The following is a 16,558-nucleotide window of genomic DNA, read 5'->3' on the forward strand; positions in this document are numbered from 1 at the left end:
CAAGGAAGCCCCGCTATTGAATAAATAGCGGGGCTTTTCTTTTCCAAGGGGTGGCGTTTGGACAGGCCGCGATGAGCTCCTTGCTCCTTCGCACCCAGAGTTCAACTTATTGCGACGGTGAGGCCATCGCCAACGGCCCTGCTGCAATCCAACTGATCACCCCAATACGCTGCGCCGGTCGATTTTGCGGCTGAGCACGATGCTGGTCTGGGTTTTGTGGACGCCGTCCATCTGGCCGATTCGATCAAGCAGGCTGTCGAGTTGCTCGTGGCTGCTGCAGCGCAGAAATGCGAGGTAGTCGAAGTGGCCACTGACAGCGGACACCTCTTCTACCTCAGCCATACCCGCAAGCATGCGCAATACGGCAGGTGCTGTTCGCGGCAATACGCTCAAGCTGCACCAGGCACGCACGGTGGCTTGGTCCATGCCCGCACCCAAGCGCACGCCATAGCCTGCAACGACACCAGAGCGCTCCAAACGCGCAATGCGCGCCACAACGGTGGTGCGGGCCAAGCCCAACTTCCTCGCAAGAGCGGCAGTGCCCTCACGGGCGTTCGCCTGCAGCAGACTCAAGAGCTGGCGATCGGTGTCGTCCAGAGGTGTGTTCATATTTATCGTCGGTTGATTTCGTATTTATGACGAATATAAGCTCATTAATCGACGATTTTTACACTACACATTGACACCTCTGGGCCGTAGCATCAAAGCGTGCTGCACGGCAGCGCCACCCCAAAAACAAGGAGACAAACCATGACCCCCAAACGCCGTTTCATCACCATCCTGGGCGCCGGCCATATAGGTTTTGCCATGGCCTTGCTGCTTGCACGCAGCGGCGATTACGACATTCTGGTGGCCGACCGCGATGTGGCGCGCCTGAAACCAGTTGCTGCGCTGGGCCTGCAAACGCTGGCAATGCCTGACGATGCGGCCTTGCAAACCGCCATTAGTGGCCGCTATGCAGTGCTCAACGCGCTGCCCTTCCACTGCGCCGTGGGGGTGGCCACGCAGTGTGTGCAAGCAGGCGTGCACTACTTTGACCTGACCGAGGACGTGCAAAGTACCCAGGCCATCCGCGCCCTGGCCAAGGGTGCGCGCAGCGTGCTCATGCCCCAGTGCGGTCTGGCGCCAGGCTTCATCGGCATTGTCGGACACGATCTGGCACGTCGCTTCGACGAGCTTCACAGCCTGCGCATGCGCGTGGGCGCACTGCCGCGCTACCCGCAAGGGGCGCTGCGCTACAACCTCACCTGGAGCACCGAGGGCCTGATCAACGAGTACTGCAACCCCTGCGAGGCCATTGTGGACAGCCAGACCACTACCGTTGCAGCGCTCGACGGCCTGGAGACTTTTGCGCTCGATGGCGTGGAGTACGAGGCCTTCAACACCTCGGGCGGTCTGGGCACGCTGACCGAAACCCTGGCGGGGCGTGCGCGGCAGGTGGATTACAAGTCCATCCGCTACCCCGGCCATTGCGCGATTCTTAAACTGCTGCTCAACGACCTGCGCCTGCGCGACCGGCGCGATCTGCTCAAGGAAATTTTCGAGGCCGCCATTCCCACCACCGAGCAGGATGTGATCGTGGTGTTTGCCAGCGCCTCGGGCCTGCGCGGCGGGCGGTTGGTGCAAGACTCGTACTCGGTCCGGATTGTGGGCACCGAGGTGGACGGCCACCGGCTGAGCGCCATCCAGCGCACCACGGCAGCCGGGATCTGCACGGCGCTGGATCTGGTCGCCCAGGGCAGCTTGCCGCAAAAGGGCTTTGTCGGCCAAGAGTCTGTGGCGCTGCAGGATTTTCTGGCCAACCGGTTTGGTCAGGCCTACGCCACGGAATGCGCGGGGGAGGGCGTGGCCGCGTGAGGCCTTAAGTTCATGCGGCCACGGGCAAAGCAGTGCTTAACGCCCCCCGGGCTTTTGGTACATGCCTTCGATGGCTTGCGCGAAATAGGCCATCAAATTGTTGCGCTTGAGCTTGAGCGTGGGCGTCATGAAGCCGTTTTCTGTCGTCCACGGCTCCAGTGTGCAGTACACGGTGCGGGGCACGGCGTAGCGCGGAAAGCTGGCGGTGTTGATTTCAATGCGCGCCAGGATGGCACGGTGCACTGCGGCGTTGTTCAGGCTGTCCGGATCTTTCGGGTCCAGCCCCAGGCTCTCAGCCAAGCGCAGCCATTCGTCGCTCTTGAGCACCGCCACGCAGGCGATGAACGAGCGGTTTTCGCCCACCACGAAGGTTTGTTCGAGCAGGGGGTCGGATTGCAGGGCCAGCTCCAGGTCGCCCGGCGGGATTTTTTCGCCGGTTGAGGTGACGATGATCTCCTTGATGCGCCCCCGGATGTAGATACGGCCGTCCACGATGTCGGCCTGGTCGCCCGTGCCCAGCCAGCCGTCGGTAGCCAGGATTCTGGCCGTATCCTCGGGGCGCTTCCAATAGCCTTTCATCACAATGGAGCCGCGCACCTGCAGCTCGCGGTTCTCGCCAATGCGCACCTCTACACCGGGGAGCGCACGGCCCACGCTGGCGGGGTCGTTGTCGTGCACGGTGTTCACGCAGACCACGGGGGAGGTTTCCGTCATGCCGTAGCCCTGCACCAGTGGCAGGCCCAGGCCCAGAAAGCACTTGGCAATGGTGGGCGAGAGCGGTGCACCGCCGCTGACCGCCACACGCACACGCCCGCCGAACTGCGCCAGCAGTGGTTTTTCCACCAAGGCCTGCAGCACGGGCCAGGGCAGCAGGTTCATCCAGCCGCCCAATGCTTCGTCGTGCGCGGGTGGCGGCAGGCCTTGTGCGCGGCAAAAACGCTGCCAGCCTTTGGACTGCGCGGCTTCATAGAGCTGCATCTTCCAGGGCGTGGGCGACAACATCTCAAGTAGCTTGGCGTGAACGCGCTCGTAAATGCGCGGCACCGAGACCAGCACCGTGGGACGGATGATTTTCAGGTCGTCGGCCAACAACGCCACCGATCGTGCAAAGGCCACGCAGCAGCCCGCAGCGATGGGGAGGTAGTAGCCCCCCGTGCGCTCGAAGGTGTGCGACAGCGGCAGGAACGACAGAAAAACGTCGTCCTGCGTGGGTGCAATGCGCTCCAGCACGGCCTGCACATCGCTGACCACGTTGCGATGCGTCAGCATCACGCCCTTGGGCTTGCCCGTAGTGCCCGAGGTGTAGACGATGGCGGCGAGGTCGTCTGGGCCGGGCGGCATGGGCACCGGCGCCGCCAGTGGCTGCCCGGCATCGCCCAGCCACTGCGCGAGCGAGCCCAGGGCGGGGCCGTCGGAAGGGGTGGGGTGGAGTTTCAGCGCCGGGTCTTCGTCCGTTACCACCACAGCGCGCAGCGCAGGAAAGGCGGTACCCACGGCACGGATCTGCTCCCACTGCGCCGCCTGGCCCACGATGAGCACGGAGGCATCGCTGTCTTGAAGGATATAGGCAATGCTGCCTGGGTTATCAATGGCGTGCAGCGGCACCGGCACGCAGCCGGCCGCCAGTGTGGACTGGTCGGCGCACACGGCGTGCAGACCATTGGGCAACAAAATGGCCACGCGCGCGCCTGCGGGCAACTGCATGGCGGCCAGGGCCTGCGTCCACGAGGCCACCTGCTTGGCGGTCTGCGCCCAGCTCAGATCAGACCAGGCCTGGGTGGCACGGTCGTAGAGGCGGTACGCAGGGGCGTCGGGGGTCAGGGCCACCCGGTTGGAGAAAAGCTGGGGAAGGGTTTGCGCGCAGGAGATGTCGGGTGAAAAGGTGGTCATCGGGGGCAGTGTGGGGGCAGGCCTGCGGCACTGGAACAGTTGCCAAGCACGGGCAAACCCTTAAATGATAGTGCCCCGGCACACCACCACCACGTCGCAGACTTCGTTGGAAAGCGTGGGAGCATGCCACGCTGGAAAACGGTTAGGCGGCGGCTTCCAAGCCGTGCGCAAAATGCTCTTGCATGGCCTTGACCGTCGCGGCGGTGTCGCGCGCCAACAAGGCGGCCATGATGGCGCGGTGCTCGTTCAGCGAGTCTTCAATGCGGCCCTGCTTGAGCAAGGAATTGTGGCGGTTGAGCTTCATCACTTTGCGCAGGTCAGCCACCATCTGGCTGCGCCAGCGGTTGCCAGATAACTCCAGAAGGCGCATGTGAAATTGCTCATTGAGGACAAAAAAGCGGTCACGCTCGCCAACGGCCGTCTCCAGCTCGGCATGCAATTGCTGCAGAGCCCGCAGATCCTCTGGCTTGGCGAGCGTTGCCACCACCCCGGCAGAATCGCTCTCCAGCAAGCTGAGCAGGTGGTACACATCGCGCAGGTCTTTTTCCGACATTTCGGTGACATAGGCGCCGCGCCGCACCTTCATGGTCACCAGCCCCTCGGCGGCCAGCACCTTCAGCGCTTCGCGCAGCGGGGTGCGGCTGATACCGAACTCCTCGGCAATGCGCAGCTCGTCGATCCAGCTACCGGGTTCAAGCTCGCGCCGAAAAATGCGCTGACGCAGTTCCTCTGCCACCTCCTGGTAGAGCGCGCGGGGGGTGAGCGTAATGGCGGACATGGGCGGATTGTAAGCTGGATAGAATATTTTGAATGAATAATTATAAATGATGTAAACTGCACGGCGTTTCAGGTCGGCGGTTTGCAGCCGCAGCAGCAGGTCGCTACGACCATTTTTCAAAGAGTTGTTCGCTATGAGTTCTCAACCCAATCAGCCGCCCGAATTTGCCCCTGCATCCGTGGAGGCCTGGGCCAAAGCGGCGGCCAAGTCAGCGCCTGGGGGCGATGTGTCGGCCCTCAATTGGGTGACGCCTGACGGCATCACGGTCAAGCCGCTGTACACCGCCGAAGACACCGCCAGCCTGCCGTACGCCAACACCTTGCCCGGTTTTGAGCCCTACCTGCGTGGCCCGCAGGCCACCATGTACGCCGTGCGTCCCTGGACCATTCGCCAGTACGCCGGGTTTTCCACTGCTGAAGAATCCAACGCCTTCTATCGCAAGGCATTGGCCGCCGGCGGGCAGGGCGTGTCGGTGGCGTTCGACCTGGCCACGCACCGGGGCTATGACAGCGACCATCCGCGCGTAACCGGCGACGTGGGCAAGGCCGGCGTGGCGATTGACTCGGTCGAGGACATGAAGATCCTGTTCGACCAGATTCCGCTCGACAAGGTGAGCGTCTCCATGACCATGAACGGCGCCGTACTGCCCGTGCTGGCGGGCTACGTGGTGGCAGCGGAAGAGCAGGGCGTCTCGCAGGACCAGCTCAGCGGAACCATTCAGAACGACATTCTGAAAGAGTTCATGGTGCGCAACACCTACATCTACCCGCCCAAGCCCTCGATGCGCATCATTGGCGACATCATTGGCTACACGGCCAAGAACATGCCCAAGTTCAACTCGATCTCGATCTCGGGCTACCACATGCAGGAAGCCGGGGCCAACCAGGCGCTGGAACTCGCCTTCACGCTGGCCGACGGCAAGGAATACGTGAAGACCGCCATCGCCTCGGGCCTGGACGTCGACGCGTTCGCCGGGCGCCTGTCGTTCTTCTGGGCCATCGGCATGAACTTCTACCTCGAAGTCGCCAAGATGCGCGCTGCCCGTCTATTGTGGTGCCGCATCATGAAGGAGACCGGCGCCAAGAACCCCAAGAGCTTGATGCTGCGCACGCATTGCCAGACCAGCGGCTGGAGCCTGACCGAGCAGGACCCGTACAACAACATCGTGCGCACCACCATCGAGGCCATGGCCGCTGTGTTTGGCGGCACGCAGAGCCTGCACACCAACGCGCTCGACGAGGCCATTGCCCTGCCCACCGAGTTTTCCTCGCGCATCGCGCGCAACACGCAGCTCATCATCCAGGAAGAAACGCACATCACCAACGTGGTCGACCCCTGGGCCGGCAGCTACATGATGGAAAAGCTCACCCAGGACATGGTGGACGCCGCCTGGAAGATCATCGAAGAGGTGGAAGCCATGGGCGGCATGACCCAGGCCGTGGACAGCGGCTGGGCCAAGCTCAAGATCGAGGCCGCAGCCGCCGAGAAGCAGGCGCGCATCGACAGCGGCAAGGACGTGATCGTGGGCGTCAACAAATACAAGCTCGCCAAGGAAGACCCGGTCGACATCCTGCAGATCGACAATATGAAGGTGCGCGACGGCCAGATTGAACGGCTGAAAAATATCAGGTCAAAACGGGACCAAGCGCTTGTCCAGAAAGCGCTGGATGCTCTCACTTCTGCAGCAGAAAGCGGCGAGGGCAACTTGCTGGATCTGGCTATCAAGGCCATGCGCCTGCGCGCCACCGTGGGCGAGGTGAGCGATGCGCTGGAAAAAATTTACGGGCGCCACCGCGCCGATACGCAAAAGGTGACTGGTGTGTACGCTGCTGCTTACGATTCGGCCGAAGGCTGGGACCACCTCAAGGGCGAGATCAACGCCTTTGCCGAAGAACAGGGCCGCCGCCCCCGCGTGATGATCGCCAAACTGGGCCAGGATGGCCACGACCGCGGCGCCAAGGTGGTGGCCACGGCGTTTGCCGACCTGGGTTTCGATGTGGATATCGGCCCGCTGTTCCAGACGCCCGAGGAATGCGCCCGCCAGGCCATTGAAAACGACGTGCACGCCGTGGGTGTGAGCACGCTCGCAGCCGGCCACAAGACCCTGGTGCCGGCCATCATCGCCTCGCTCAAGGCGCAGGGCGCAGACGACATCGTGGTGTTTGTCGGCGGCGTGATTCCAGCGCAGGATTACGACTTTCTGTACGAAGCAGGCGTCAAGGGCATCTATGGCCCCGGCACCCCCATTCCGGCCAGCGCCAAGGACGTGTTGGAGCAGATTCGCAAGGCAGTGGCGTGATCCCTGCGGCGATTCTCGACGGCATCCTGCATGGCAGCGCCGCTCAGCAGCGCCGCGCCATGGCCAAGGCCATCACCCTGCTCGAATCCACCCGCGCCGACCACCGCGCGCAGGGCGATGCGTTGCTCACGCAACTGCTGCCGCACACCGGCAAGAGCTTTCGCTTAGGGATCAGCGGCGTGCCCGGCGTCGGCAAGTCCACCTTCATCGAGGCGCTGGGCCTGTACCTCATTGCCCAGGGCCACCGCGTGGCGGTGCTCACCATCGACCCATCCAGCAGCGTCTCGGGCGGCTCCATCCTGGGCGACAAGACGCGCATGGAGCACCTGTCGGTGAACGAATCGGCCTACATCCGCCCCAGCCCCAGCAGCGGCACCCTGGGCGGCGTCGCGGAGAAAACGCGCGAAGCCATGCTGGTCTGCGAGGCCGCAGGCTACGACGTGGTGATCGTCGAGACGGTGGGCGTGGGCCAGTCCGAGACGGCCGCCGCCAGCATGACGGACATGTTCGTGCTGCTGCAACTGCCCAACGCTGGCGACGACCTGCAGGCCATCAAGAAGGGCGTGATGGAGATCGCCGACCTGGTGGTCATCAACAAGGCCGACCTAGACCCCCATGCCGCCATGCGGGCCGATGCGCAAATCACATCGAGCCTGCGCATCCTCAGCCAGCACGGCAACCCCGACAACGCCTCGCACGACACCACGCGCTGGCACCCCAAGGTGCTGCAGATCAGCGCGCTGCTGGGGCAGGGTATCGATAGTTTCTGGAATGCCGTCACGCAGTACCGCCAATTGCAAACCGCCAACGGCCGCCTGGCCACGCGGCGCGAAAAGCAGGCCCTGGCCTGGATGTGGGAGCGCATTGACGCCGGGCTCAAGCAGGCGTTTCGTGCGCACCCGCAGGTCAAACACCTGCTGCCCGCCCTGCAGCGGGATGTGGCGGCGGGGCGCATCGCGGCCTCCACTGCAGCAAGAAATCTGCTTTCAGCGCAATCAGGACAAGCGCTGTCAGCTATTGAATAGATAGCAAATCAAACCACACAGGCTCACTCAAAGGACGACCATGCAAGACATCCTCGATCAACTGGAAAAAAAGCGTGCGCTGGCGCGACTGGGTGGCGGGCAAAAGCGCATCGACTCGCAGCACAAGAAGGGCAAGCTCACCGCGCGCGAACGCATCGAATTGCTGCTCGACGATGGCACTTTTGAAGAATGGGACATGTTCGTCGAGCACCGCTGCACGGACTTCGGCATGGAAGGCCAGAAAATTCCCGGCGACGGCGTGGTGACGGGCTACGGCATGATCAATGGCCGCCTGGTGTTCGTGTTCAGCCAGGACTTCACGGTGTTCGGCGGCGCCTTGTCTGAGACCCATGCCGAGAAAATCTGCAAGGTCATGGACCAGGCCATGAAGGTCGGCGCCCCGGTGATCGGACTGAACGACTCGGGTGGTGCGCGCATCCAGGAAGGCGTGGCCAGCCTGGGCGGCTATGCCGACGTGTTCCAGCGCAACGTGATGGCCAGTGGCGTGGTGCCGCAGATCAGCATGATCATGGGCCCCTGCGCCGGCGGCGCCGTGTATTCGCCGGCCATGACCGACTTCATCTTCATGGTCAAGGACAGCAGCTACATGTTCGTCACCGGCCCCGACGTGGTCAAGACCGTGACGCACGAGAGCGTGACCGCTGAGGAGTTGGGCGGCGCCATTACCCACACCACCAAGAGCGGCGTGGCCGACATGGCGTTCGAGAGCGACGTCGAGGCGCTGATGATGCTGCGGCGCCTGTACAACTACCTGCCGCTCAACAACCGCGAAAAAGCGCCGGTGCGCCCCAGCAACGACCCGGCCGACCGCGCCGACCTGTCGCTCGACACCCTGGTGCCGGCCAACGCCAACCAGCCCTACGACATGAAGGAACTCATCGTCAAGACGGTGGACGACGGCGATTTCTTCGAGCTGCAGCCCGACTACGCCAGGAACATCGTCATTGGCCTGGCCCGCATGGAAGGCCAGACCGTCGGCATCGTCGCCAACCAGCCGCTGGTGCTGGCCGGGTGCCTGGACATCAAGAGCAGCATCAAGGCCGCGCGCTTCGTGCGCTTTTGCGATGCGTTCAATATCCCGGTGGTCACGTTTGTGGACGTGCCCGGCTTCATGCCCGGCACATCGCAGGAGTACGGCGGCATCATCAAACACGGCGCCAAGCTGCTGTTTGCTTACGCCGAGTGCACCGTGCCCAAGATCACCGTGATCACGCGCAAGGCCTATGGCGGTGCGTACGACGTGATGAGCTCCAAGCACCTGCGCGGCGACGTCAACCTGGCCTGGCCCAACGCTGAGATTGCCGTGATGGGCGCCAAGGGCGCCGTCGAGATCATCTTCCGTGAAGACAAGAACGACCCGGTCAAACTCGCTGCCCGCGAGGCGGAATACAAGGAGCGCTTTGCCAACCCGTTCGTGGCCGGCGCACGCGGCTTCATCGACGACGTGATCCTGCCGCACGAGACGCGCAAGCGCATTTGCCGCTCGCTGGTGATGCTGCGCGACAAGAAGCTTGAGAACCCATGGCGCAAGCACGGCAACATTCCCCTTTGAGCGGCACTGCCACAGCCCTTGGGGCGTCGTTGCCAGACCTTGTCGTAGCGCTGCTACTGCCTGCGGTCCGGCGCCTGGCCCCAACCGCTTCGCTGGGCTGTGTCAGCACCTAACCTAATACGTTTCGGGTAAGAGCCCTTGGAAAGATACAAAGTATGTTCACCAAAATCCTGATTGCGAACCGCGGCGAGATCGCATGTAGAGTCATCGCCACCGCCAAGAAAATGGGTATCGCCACCGTTGCCGTCTACTCCGACGCCGACAAGGAAGCGCGCCACGTCAAGCTGGCCGACGAGGCCGTGCGCCTGGGCCCGGCGCCTTCGCGTGAGTCGTACCTGCTGGCCGAAAAGATCATCGAGGCCTGCAAGCAGACCGGCGCGCAGGCCGTGCACCCTGGCTACGGCTTTCTGTCCGAGAACGAGGCCTTTGCCCGGCGCTGCGAAGAAGAGGGCATTGCCTTTATTGGCCCTAAGGCGCATTCGATTGCCGCCATGGGCGACAAGATTGCCTCCAAGAAGCTGGCCCTGGAAGCCAAGGTCAGCACCATTCCCGGCTACAACGACGCCATCGCAGGCGCCGAGCAAGCCGTGGAGATTGCCAAGGGCATCGGCTACCCGGTGATGATCAAGGCCTCGGCCGGCGGCGGCGGCAAGGGCCTGCGCGTGGCCTACAACGACAAGGAAGCGTTCGAGGGCTTCACTGCCTGCCAGAACGAAGCCCGCAACAGCTTTGGCGACGACCGCATCTTCATCGAGAAGTTCGTGCAGGAGCCACGCCACATCGAGATTCAGGTGGTGGGCGACAGCCAAGGCAACGTGATTTATTTGAACGAGCGCGAGTGCTCCATTCAGCGCCGCCACCAGAAGGTGATCGAAGAGGCGCCCAGCCCCTTCATCAGCGAGGCCACGCGCAAGGCCATGGGCGAGCAGGCCGTGCAGTTGGCCAAGGCGGTGAAGTACCAGAGCGCAGGCACGGTGGAATTCGTCGTCGGCAAGGACCAGGACTTCTACTTCCTGGAGATGAACACCCGCCTGCAGGTCGAGCACCCGGTGACCGAATGCATCACGGGCCTCGATCTGGTCGAGCTGATGATCCGCGTCGCCGCCGGCGAGCCGCTGCCGCTCAAGCAGCAGGATGTCAAGCGCGACGGCTGGGCCTTGGAATGCCGCATCAACGCCGAAGACCCGTTCCGCAGCTTTCTGCCGTCCACCGGCCGGCTGGTGCGCTTCCAGCCGCCAGAGGAAACCATGTTCCAGGCCGAGCCAGAGAAGAAGTACGGCGTGCGCGTGGACACCGGCGTGTACGAGGGCGGCGAAATCCCCATGTACTACGACTCGATGATCGCCAAGCTCATCGTCCACGGCACGGACCGCAACGACGCCATCGCCAAGATGCGCGCGGCGCTCAATGGCTTTGTCATCCGCGGCATCAGCAGCAACATTCCCTTCCAGTCCGCGCTGTTGGCACACCCCAGGTTCGTCTCGGGGGACTTCAACACCGGCTTCATCGCCGAGAACTACGCCCACGGTTTCGTCGCCGAAGACGTGCCGCACCAGGACCCTTTGTTCCTCGTGGCCCTGGCTGCCTTCATGCACCGGCGCTACCGTGCACGGGCGACGGGTATCAGCGGCCAGTTGGCCGGACACGAAGTCAAGGTGGGTGAAGCCTTTGTGGTCGTGGTGCTGGGCGCCGAGGGCCAGCACCAGCAATACCCTGTGGCAGTCACAGATTTTGAAGATAAATCGGGCTCCAGCGCAGTACAGGTGGGCGCTAACAGCTACAAAATCGAGAGTACTGCCACGCTGGGTCAAATCCGCGTGCAAGGCAGTTGCAACGGCCAGGGCTTCACCGCCCAGGTCGAGCGCGGTGCCGGCAAGAACCCACTGGCGCTGCGCATTGCGCACAACGGCACGCAGATTGAAGCGCTGGTGCTCTCGCCGCTGGGTGCGCGCCTGCATGCGCTGATGCCGTACAAGGCACCGCCGGACCTCTCCAAGTTCCTGCTCTCGCCCATGCCCGGTTTGCTGGTGCATGTCGCGGTGCAAGAGGGCCAGAAGGTGCAGGCCGGCGAAAAGCTCGCCGTGATCGAAGCCATGAAGATGGAAAACGTGCTGTTGGCTACGCAAGATGGCGTGGTGGGCAAACTGGTGGCGGGCAAGGGCGAATCGCTGAGCGTTGACCAGGTGATTCTGGAGTTCGTGTGACGGAGCGCGCGCAGCCACACACCATGGAACTGCACCGGCCCGCCGCGCCGCGCACCGCGACCGGCCCCTGGCCCGTCGCGGCGGTGCAGGCGCTGCTGGAGCGCCCGCTGCTGGATCTGCTGTTCGAGGCGCAAAGCGTGCACCGTGCGCACTGGCCGGCAGGCAACATCGAACTGGCCACGCTGCTGTCGGTCAAAACGGGCGGCTGCCCTGAAAACTGCGGTTACTGCCCCCAGTCGGCCGAATTTGACACCGGTGTGAAGGCCCAGAAAATGCTGGGCGTGGACGAGGTGCTGCAGGCGGCGCGGGCGGCGCAGGACGCCGGCGCCACGCGCTTTTGCATGGGCGCGGCCTGGCGTGCGCCCAAAGACCGCGACATCGAGAAAATGGCCGAACTCGTCGCTGCAGTGAAGGGGCTGGGGCTGGAAACCTGCGCCACGCTGGGCATGCTCGAAGCGCACCAGGCGCAAACGCTCAAGCAGGCGGGGCTCGACTACTACAACCACAACCTCGACACCGCCCCCGAGTACTACCAGGACGTGGTCAGCACGCGCGCCTACCAGGACCGCCTGGACACACTGGACCATGTGCGCGCTGCCGGCGTCAAGGTGTGCTGCGGCGGCATCATCGGCATGGGCGAAGCCCCGGTGCACCGCGCCGGGCTGATTGCCCAGCTGGCCAACCTCAACCCCTACCCGGAATCCGTGCCCATCAACAGCCTGGTGCGGGTGCCGGGCACGCCATTGGCCGACAGCGAGCCGGTGGACCCGCTTGATTTCGTGCGCGTCATTGCCGTGGCACGCATCACCATGCCCAAGGCGCGGGTGCGCCTCTCGGCCGGCCGCCAGCAGCTCGGCGAGGCCGTGCAGGCCCTGTGCTTTCTGGCTGGCGCCAATTCGATCTTTTATGGCGACAAGCTGCTGATCACCGGCAACCCCGATACCAGCGCCGACCTGCAGTTGCTCGCCAAGCTGGGCCTGCGCGCGCAGGCTGCGGCGGACCAGCCAGCGGCAGCCGCAAGCACTGGCGGATGCGGCTGCGGCTGCACCTGCGCCAGCGATGCCGACGACACCACCGAAATCACCGCAGTAGCCACTGCAGATACAGGAGCCATCGCATGACCACCACACCACGCCCGTTCAAAGTTCTGGGCATCCAGCAAATCGCCATTGGCGGCGCCGACAAGACGCGCCTGCAAACGCTCTGGATCGACATGCTGGGCCTGGAGATGACCGCCACCTTCAAAAGCGACCGCGAGAACGTGGACGAAGACATTTGCACCATGGGCCGGGGCGCCACGCGCGTTGAAGTCGATTTGATGCAGCCGCTGGACCCCGAGAAGAAACCCGCCGTCCACACCACGCCGCTCAACCATGTGGGCCTGTGGATCGACGACCTGCCCAAGGCCGTGGACTGGCTTGCGGCGCAAGGCGTGCGTTTCGCGCCTGGGGGCGTGCGCAAAGGCGCGGCGGGCTACGACATCTGCTTTTTGCACCCCAAGTCGAACGACGAATTCCCGATCGCCGGGGAGGGCGTGCTGATTGAGCTGGTGCAGGCGCCGGCGGACGTGATCGCCGCCCTGGGCTGACGCTGCCTGACTGCACTGCCCGCCCAGACGGCCAAAATACTATCGAAAATATAGCTGCTAGCGCTTACTGCATAAGCCCTAGCGGTTATTTTCATCTAAAGTTTTTCAGCTTTTCTTCATCGGGCAGGTCTTGATGCCCAGCAGCGCATACGCCGGGCAGAAGCCAAACAGCCCCGTGGCCACGGGCACCACGCCGATCCAGCCCCACAGCCCCACCGTGCCTGTGGCGGCCAGGGCGATCAGCACCAGGCCCACCACCACGCGCAGCACGCGATCCCAGCTTCCTACATTGAGCGACATTTCGTTTTCCTTTCGTTGACAGGGCCCCCGAGATGGGGGCTCATTCACTTCAGGCGCACGCCTTCGGCGTCGATCACCTGCAACTCGATTGCAATGCCCAGGCCCACGCTTTGCGTCACGGTGCAATAGGCTTCAAATTGGTCCAGCACCCGGTCCAGGTACTGCAGCGACGCGGCGGCAACGCCCAGCCGCAATACGGCCGTCATCTTCAGCACGCGCAGGCGGTTCTGGTCGTTGCGGCCGACTTCGGCCGTCACCGTGCACCCAATCGGCTCGGGTGCCTGCTTGAACTTGCGCAGGGCAAACAACAAGGAATCCGACAGGCAGTTGCCCACCGCCGCGGCCAGCAACTGAACGGGCGATGGCCCTTGCCCGCTGCCCAGAGGCGCCGGCTCGTCCGCAGCCAGCACCGGAATGCCGCCACCAAAATCCACATCGAATTGGTAGTCCTTCTGCTGCCGCAGGGTGATCTGAACCGTGTTTTCACTCATGCCCAAGCCTTTTTCGTTGGAATGTTCGAGACATCAGAGACGGCGGATGCTCCGTCCCGTCTGCAGTGCCACGGCGCCCACTGAGCCGCCATTGACCGCCTGGGTATAGCCCATTTGCCGCAGCCATTGCAAGGCCATCCCGGACCGTGCGCCCGACAGACAGTACAGCAGCAGGCACGCGTCCTTGTCCGGCAAGACTGCGGGCGCGTCCTGGACCAGGCGCTCAAGCGACAGGTGCAGCGCACCATCGACATGCCCGGACTCGAACTCAGGACGCGAGCGCACGTCCACCAAAAGCGGCTCAGGGTGGGCGGGTGCGTGTGACGCAGGCATGGCGCAGACGCTCACTCAGCAGCCGGGCTGTGCGCCCAGCTTGCGCAAAATGGTCTCCAGCATGCACCAGTGCGTGAGCGCACTTTGCAGCAGGTTGGCGCCCACAAAGGCTGTAAACGCCAGGAACCATTGGCTGACAAACACCGGGCTGCCGGGGATGCCAAGCGCCAGAGAGAGAAGAATGAAAGTGCCCGCAAGCAGGCGAACGATTTGCCAGGATTTCATGACGGACTCCAAGGTTTTGTTACGAAACTGATTATTTAGCCAAACAACTAAATAGTCAATTGCCGTATTATGGCAGCACCCAAGGCCGAGTGACTTGTCTGGCCGCCAGCCCTTGATCCAAGCCAAGCCACGCCATGAAAAACCTGCCGCCCGAAGCCCTCCAACAAGTTGCGTCGTACTTCCAGACGCTGGCCGAGCCCACGCGCTTGCGCATTCTGAACCTGCTGCGGGAGGACGAGCACAACGTGGGTGAGCTGGCCCAGCTGTGCGGCTATACGGCGGCCAACGTCTCGCGCCACCTCAGCCTGATGACCCAGCAGGGCTTCGTGACGCGCGAGAGCCGGGGCACCAGCGTGTACTACCGCATCGCCGACCCCTCGGTGTATGCCTTGTGTGATCTGGTCTGCGACAGCATTGCGCGCCAGTACGAGCGCTCAGTGAAAAACCAGCAGGCGATCTTCACGCGCGGCGACGGCACGGCATAAAAGCGGCGCAAAGGCGGCGCAGATGCGGTGGATGGGCGAAACGGGCAGGGCAGCACCGTTTCACCGCTCCCGCTGTCAGCCCAGCAAGGTTTGCACGCGCTCGCGCACCGCACCCTGCAAGTGCTCGGGCCGGCTGACCAACGCCGTTGCCAGGGCGGTATGGGCATCGGACACCGGGCGCTCGGCACCCAGTAGGCGCACGGCGGCGCGCGCAATGTGCTGGGCGCGGCCGGCGTTCTGCAACAGATTGGCAATGGCGAAATCGGACGTGACATGCGGCTCGCGCGGGTTCCAGCAGTCGTAGTCGGTGACCATGGCCAGGCTGGCATAGGCCATTTGCGCCTCGCGCGCCAGTTTGGCCTCGGGCATATTGGTCATGCCGATCACGTTCGCGCCCATGCCACGGTACCAGTGCGATTCGGCCATGGTGGAAAACTGTGGCCCTTCGATACAGACGTAGGTGCCGCCGCGGTGCAGCCGCTGCTCCTGCGGCAGCCCGGCTGCCGACACCGCGCGGGCCAGCACATCGGCCAGTTGCGCGCAGACCGGCTGCGCCATCGAGACATGCGCCACCGCACCGTCGCCAAAAAAAGTGGCGTCGCGCCTGCGGGTGAGGTCAATGAATTGGTCGGGCAGCACCATGTCGAGCGGGCGCAGATCCTGCCGTAGCGACCCCACGGCAGAAAGCGAAATCAGGTAACGCACGCCCAGAGATTTCAGCGCATAGACGTTGGCACGGTAGGGAATCTCCGAAGGAATGAGGCGATGCCCCCGCCCATGGCGCGCCAGAAAGGCCACCGCCACGCCGCCGACGCGGCCTGTCATGATGGCGTCCGACGGTTTTCCGTAGGGCGTGTCGATGCTGAGCTCCTGCACACCCTCCAGTGCATCCATCTGGTACAGCCCGCTCCCGCCCACTACTGCGACCAATGCCTTGTCCATAGTTACCTTTCCTGTTGTTGCCCGGCCGCATATTAGCCGGGGTTCGAGCGCGCCATCATCCCAGATGATGCGTGCTGAGCCATGAAACGGCTCGTGCCTGCCAGTGGCGACCATGCACACCTGTTGGTGCTGGAAGCGTTCGACAATGACCGCGCCGAAGATATCGAATTGGTGCTGGTCATGCCCGACCGCTACCCGTATTACTCCGGCATGCTGCCGGGATGGATGGCCGGACACTACCGTGAGGAAGACTGGCGCATTGACCTCGCATACTGGGCGGAGCGCGCTGGCGCGCGGTTGGTGCATTTGGTGGTGGCTCAACGCGGTTTACTTCCAGGCCACGCCCAAGCTGCGCGGCCAAGAGCAGAGCGCTGTCCGGCCGGGTGCGTAACCCAGGTGATGGCTCATCTCGGCACCCAGGGCACGCTCAAGAACGGACTTTATGAACTGCTGGAAGATGCTCTTGAGCTGTGCTGGTGTCACCGGCCCAGGAATGCGTTGTTCAAGCAACTGGGCTGGAAAGTGCAGCGTGTCCGCCATAGCGGTAGACTTTGTCTTGCTTGGCATT

General features: G+C 63.5%; 16 protein-coding genes and 1 pseudogene. 8 read left to right on the forward strand and 9 right to left on the reverse strand.

The genetic code is table 11. The features are described 5' to 3' along the window. Positions 1–156: 156 nt before the first annotated feature. Complete coding sequence (locus AC07ZH_RS13835) at positions 157–609, reverse strand: Lrp/AsnC family transcriptional regulator (protein WP_119107608.1); 453 nt, start codon at positions 607–609, stop codon at positions 157–159. Between the two features lie 141 nt (positions 610–750). Between AC07ZH_RS13835 and AC07ZH_RS13840 the strand changes: the two genes are divergently transcribed. Then, positions 751–1,857, forward strand: coding sequence for a saccharopine dehydrogenase family protein (locus AC07ZH_RS13840; protein WP_495200223.1), 1,107 nt, complete (start codon positions 751–753; stop codon positions 1,855–1,857). Between the two features lie 36 nt (positions 1,858–1,893). On the opposite strand, the gene AC07ZH_RS13845 is transcribed toward AC07ZH_RS13840, so the two are convergent. Both AC07ZH_RS13845 and AC07ZH_RS13850 read right to left on the reverse strand, forming a co-directional pair. Next, positions 1,894–3,747: an AMP-dependent synthetase/ligase gene (locus AC07ZH_RS13845; RefSeq protein WP_495200224.1), complete on the reverse strand. Its 1,854-nt coding sequence runs from the start codon at positions 3,745–3,747 to the stop codon at positions 1,894–1,896. Positions 3,748–3,889: 142 nt separating this feature from the next. After that, positions 3,890–4,525 (reverse strand): GntR family transcriptional regulator, encoded by a 636-nt coding sequence (locus tag AC07ZH_RS13850; RefSeq protein ID WP_119108502.1) that lies wholly within the window; start codon positions 4,523–4,525, stop codon positions 3,890–3,892. Positions 4,526–4,658: 133 nt separating this feature from the next. Between AC07ZH_RS13850 and scpA the strand changes: the two genes are divergently transcribed. The 6 genes from scpA (at position 4,659) to AC07ZH_RS13880 (ending at position 13,214) form a co-directional block, all read left to right on the forward strand. Further along, positions 4,659–6,824: a methylmalonyl-CoA mutase gene (scpA, locus tag AC07ZH_RS13855; protein WP_495200225.1), complete on the forward strand. Its 2,166-nt coding sequence runs from the start codon at positions 4,659–4,661 to the stop codon at positions 6,822–6,824. Next, positions 6,821–7,849 carry a methylmalonyl Co-A mutase-associated GTPase MeaB gene (gene meaB, locus AC07ZH_RS13860; RefSeq protein WP_119107612.1) on the forward strand — a complete coding sequence of 343 codons (1,029 nt, stop codon included), beginning with the start codon at positions 6,821–6,823 and terminating at the stop codon, positions 7,847–7,849. Before scpA ends, meaB begins: the two co-directional genes overlap by 4 nt. A gap of 40 nt (positions 7,850–7,889) precedes the next feature. Further along, on the forward strand, positions 7,890–9,422 hold the full coding sequence (locus AC07ZH_RS13865) for an acyl-CoA carboxylase subunit beta (RefSeq protein ID WP_495200226.1): 1,533 nt from the start codon (positions 7,890–7,892) through the stop codon (positions 9,420–9,422). A gap of 155 nt (positions 9,423–9,577) precedes the next feature. Further along, positions 9,578–11,626: an acetyl-CoA carboxylase biotin carboxylase subunit gene (locus AC07ZH_RS13870; protein ID WP_495200227.1), complete on the forward strand. Its 2,049-nt coding sequence runs from the start codon at positions 9,578–9,580 to the stop codon at positions 11,624–11,626. A 23-nt stretch (positions 11,627–11,649) separates the two neighbouring features. Then, positions 11,650–12,747 carry a biotin synthase BioB gene (bioB, locus tag AC07ZH_RS13875; RefSeq protein WP_495200298.1) on the forward strand — a complete coding sequence of 366 codons (1,098 nt, stop codon included), beginning with the start codon at positions 11,650–11,652 and terminating at the stop codon, positions 12,745–12,747. Then, positions 12,744–13,214: a VOC family protein gene (locus AC07ZH_RS13880; RefSeq protein WP_495200228.1), complete on the forward strand. Its 471-nt coding sequence runs from the start codon at positions 12,744–12,746 to the stop codon at positions 13,212–13,214. The genes bioB and AC07ZH_RS13880 overlap by 4 nt, the downstream gene beginning before the upstream one ends. A gap of 105 nt (positions 13,215–13,319) precedes the next feature. Here the strand turns inward: AC07ZH_RS13880 and AC07ZH_RS13885 are convergent, their stop codons facing one another. The 4 genes from AC07ZH_RS13885 to AC07ZH_RS13900 are packed head-to-tail and all read right to left on the reverse strand — an operon-like array spanning position 13,320 to position 14,563. Beyond that, positions 13,320–13,514 (reverse strand): YgaP family membrane protein, encoded by a 195-nt coding sequence (locus AC07ZH_RS13885; RefSeq protein WP_495200229.1) that lies wholly within the window; start codon positions 13,512–13,514, stop codon positions 13,320–13,322. Positions 13,515–13,558: 44 nt separating this feature from the next. Then, positions 13,559–14,005 (reverse strand): OsmC family protein, encoded by a 447-nt coding sequence (locus AC07ZH_RS13890; protein WP_495200230.1) that lies wholly within the window; start codon positions 14,003–14,005, stop codon positions 13,559–13,561. Positions 14,006–14,038: 33 nt separating this feature from the next. Beyond that, positions 14,039–14,338: a rhodanese-like domain-containing protein gene (locus AC07ZH_RS13895; protein ID WP_495200231.1), complete on the reverse strand. Its 300-nt coding sequence runs from the start codon at positions 14,336–14,338 to the stop codon at positions 14,039–14,041. A 15-nt stretch (positions 14,339–14,353) separates the two neighbouring features. Beyond that, a complete protein-coding gene (locus AC07ZH_RS13900; protein WP_495200232.1) occupies positions 14,354–14,563 on the reverse strand; it encodes a YgaP family membrane protein in 210 nt (69 codons plus the stop codon). Positions 14,564–14,697: 134 nt separating this feature from the next. On the opposite strand from AC07ZH_RS13900, the gene AC07ZH_RS13905 reads away from it, so the two are divergent. Further along, a complete protein-coding gene (locus tag AC07ZH_RS13905; RefSeq protein ID WP_495200233.1) occupies positions 14,698–15,048 on the forward strand; it encodes an ArsR/SmtB family transcription factor in 351 nt (116 codons plus the stop codon). 75 nt (positions 15,049–15,123) lie between these two features. Here the strand turns inward: AC07ZH_RS13905 and mtnP are convergent, their stop codons facing one another. Continuing rightward, positions 15,124–15,990 (reverse strand): S-methyl-5'-thioadenosine phosphorylase, encoded by an 867-nt coding sequence (mtnP, locus tag AC07ZH_RS13910; RefSeq protein WP_495200234.1) that lies wholly within the window; start codon positions 15,988–15,990, stop codon positions 15,124–15,126. Between the two features lie 375 nt (positions 15,991–16,365). Further along, positions 16,366–16,557: pseudogene (locus tag AC07ZH_RS13915) on the reverse strand (IS256 family transposase); the annotation flags it as partial. Position 16,558 lies beyond the last annotated feature (1 nt).

This window comes from Simplicispira sp. GW247-4R2A (genome assembly GCF_059424465.1).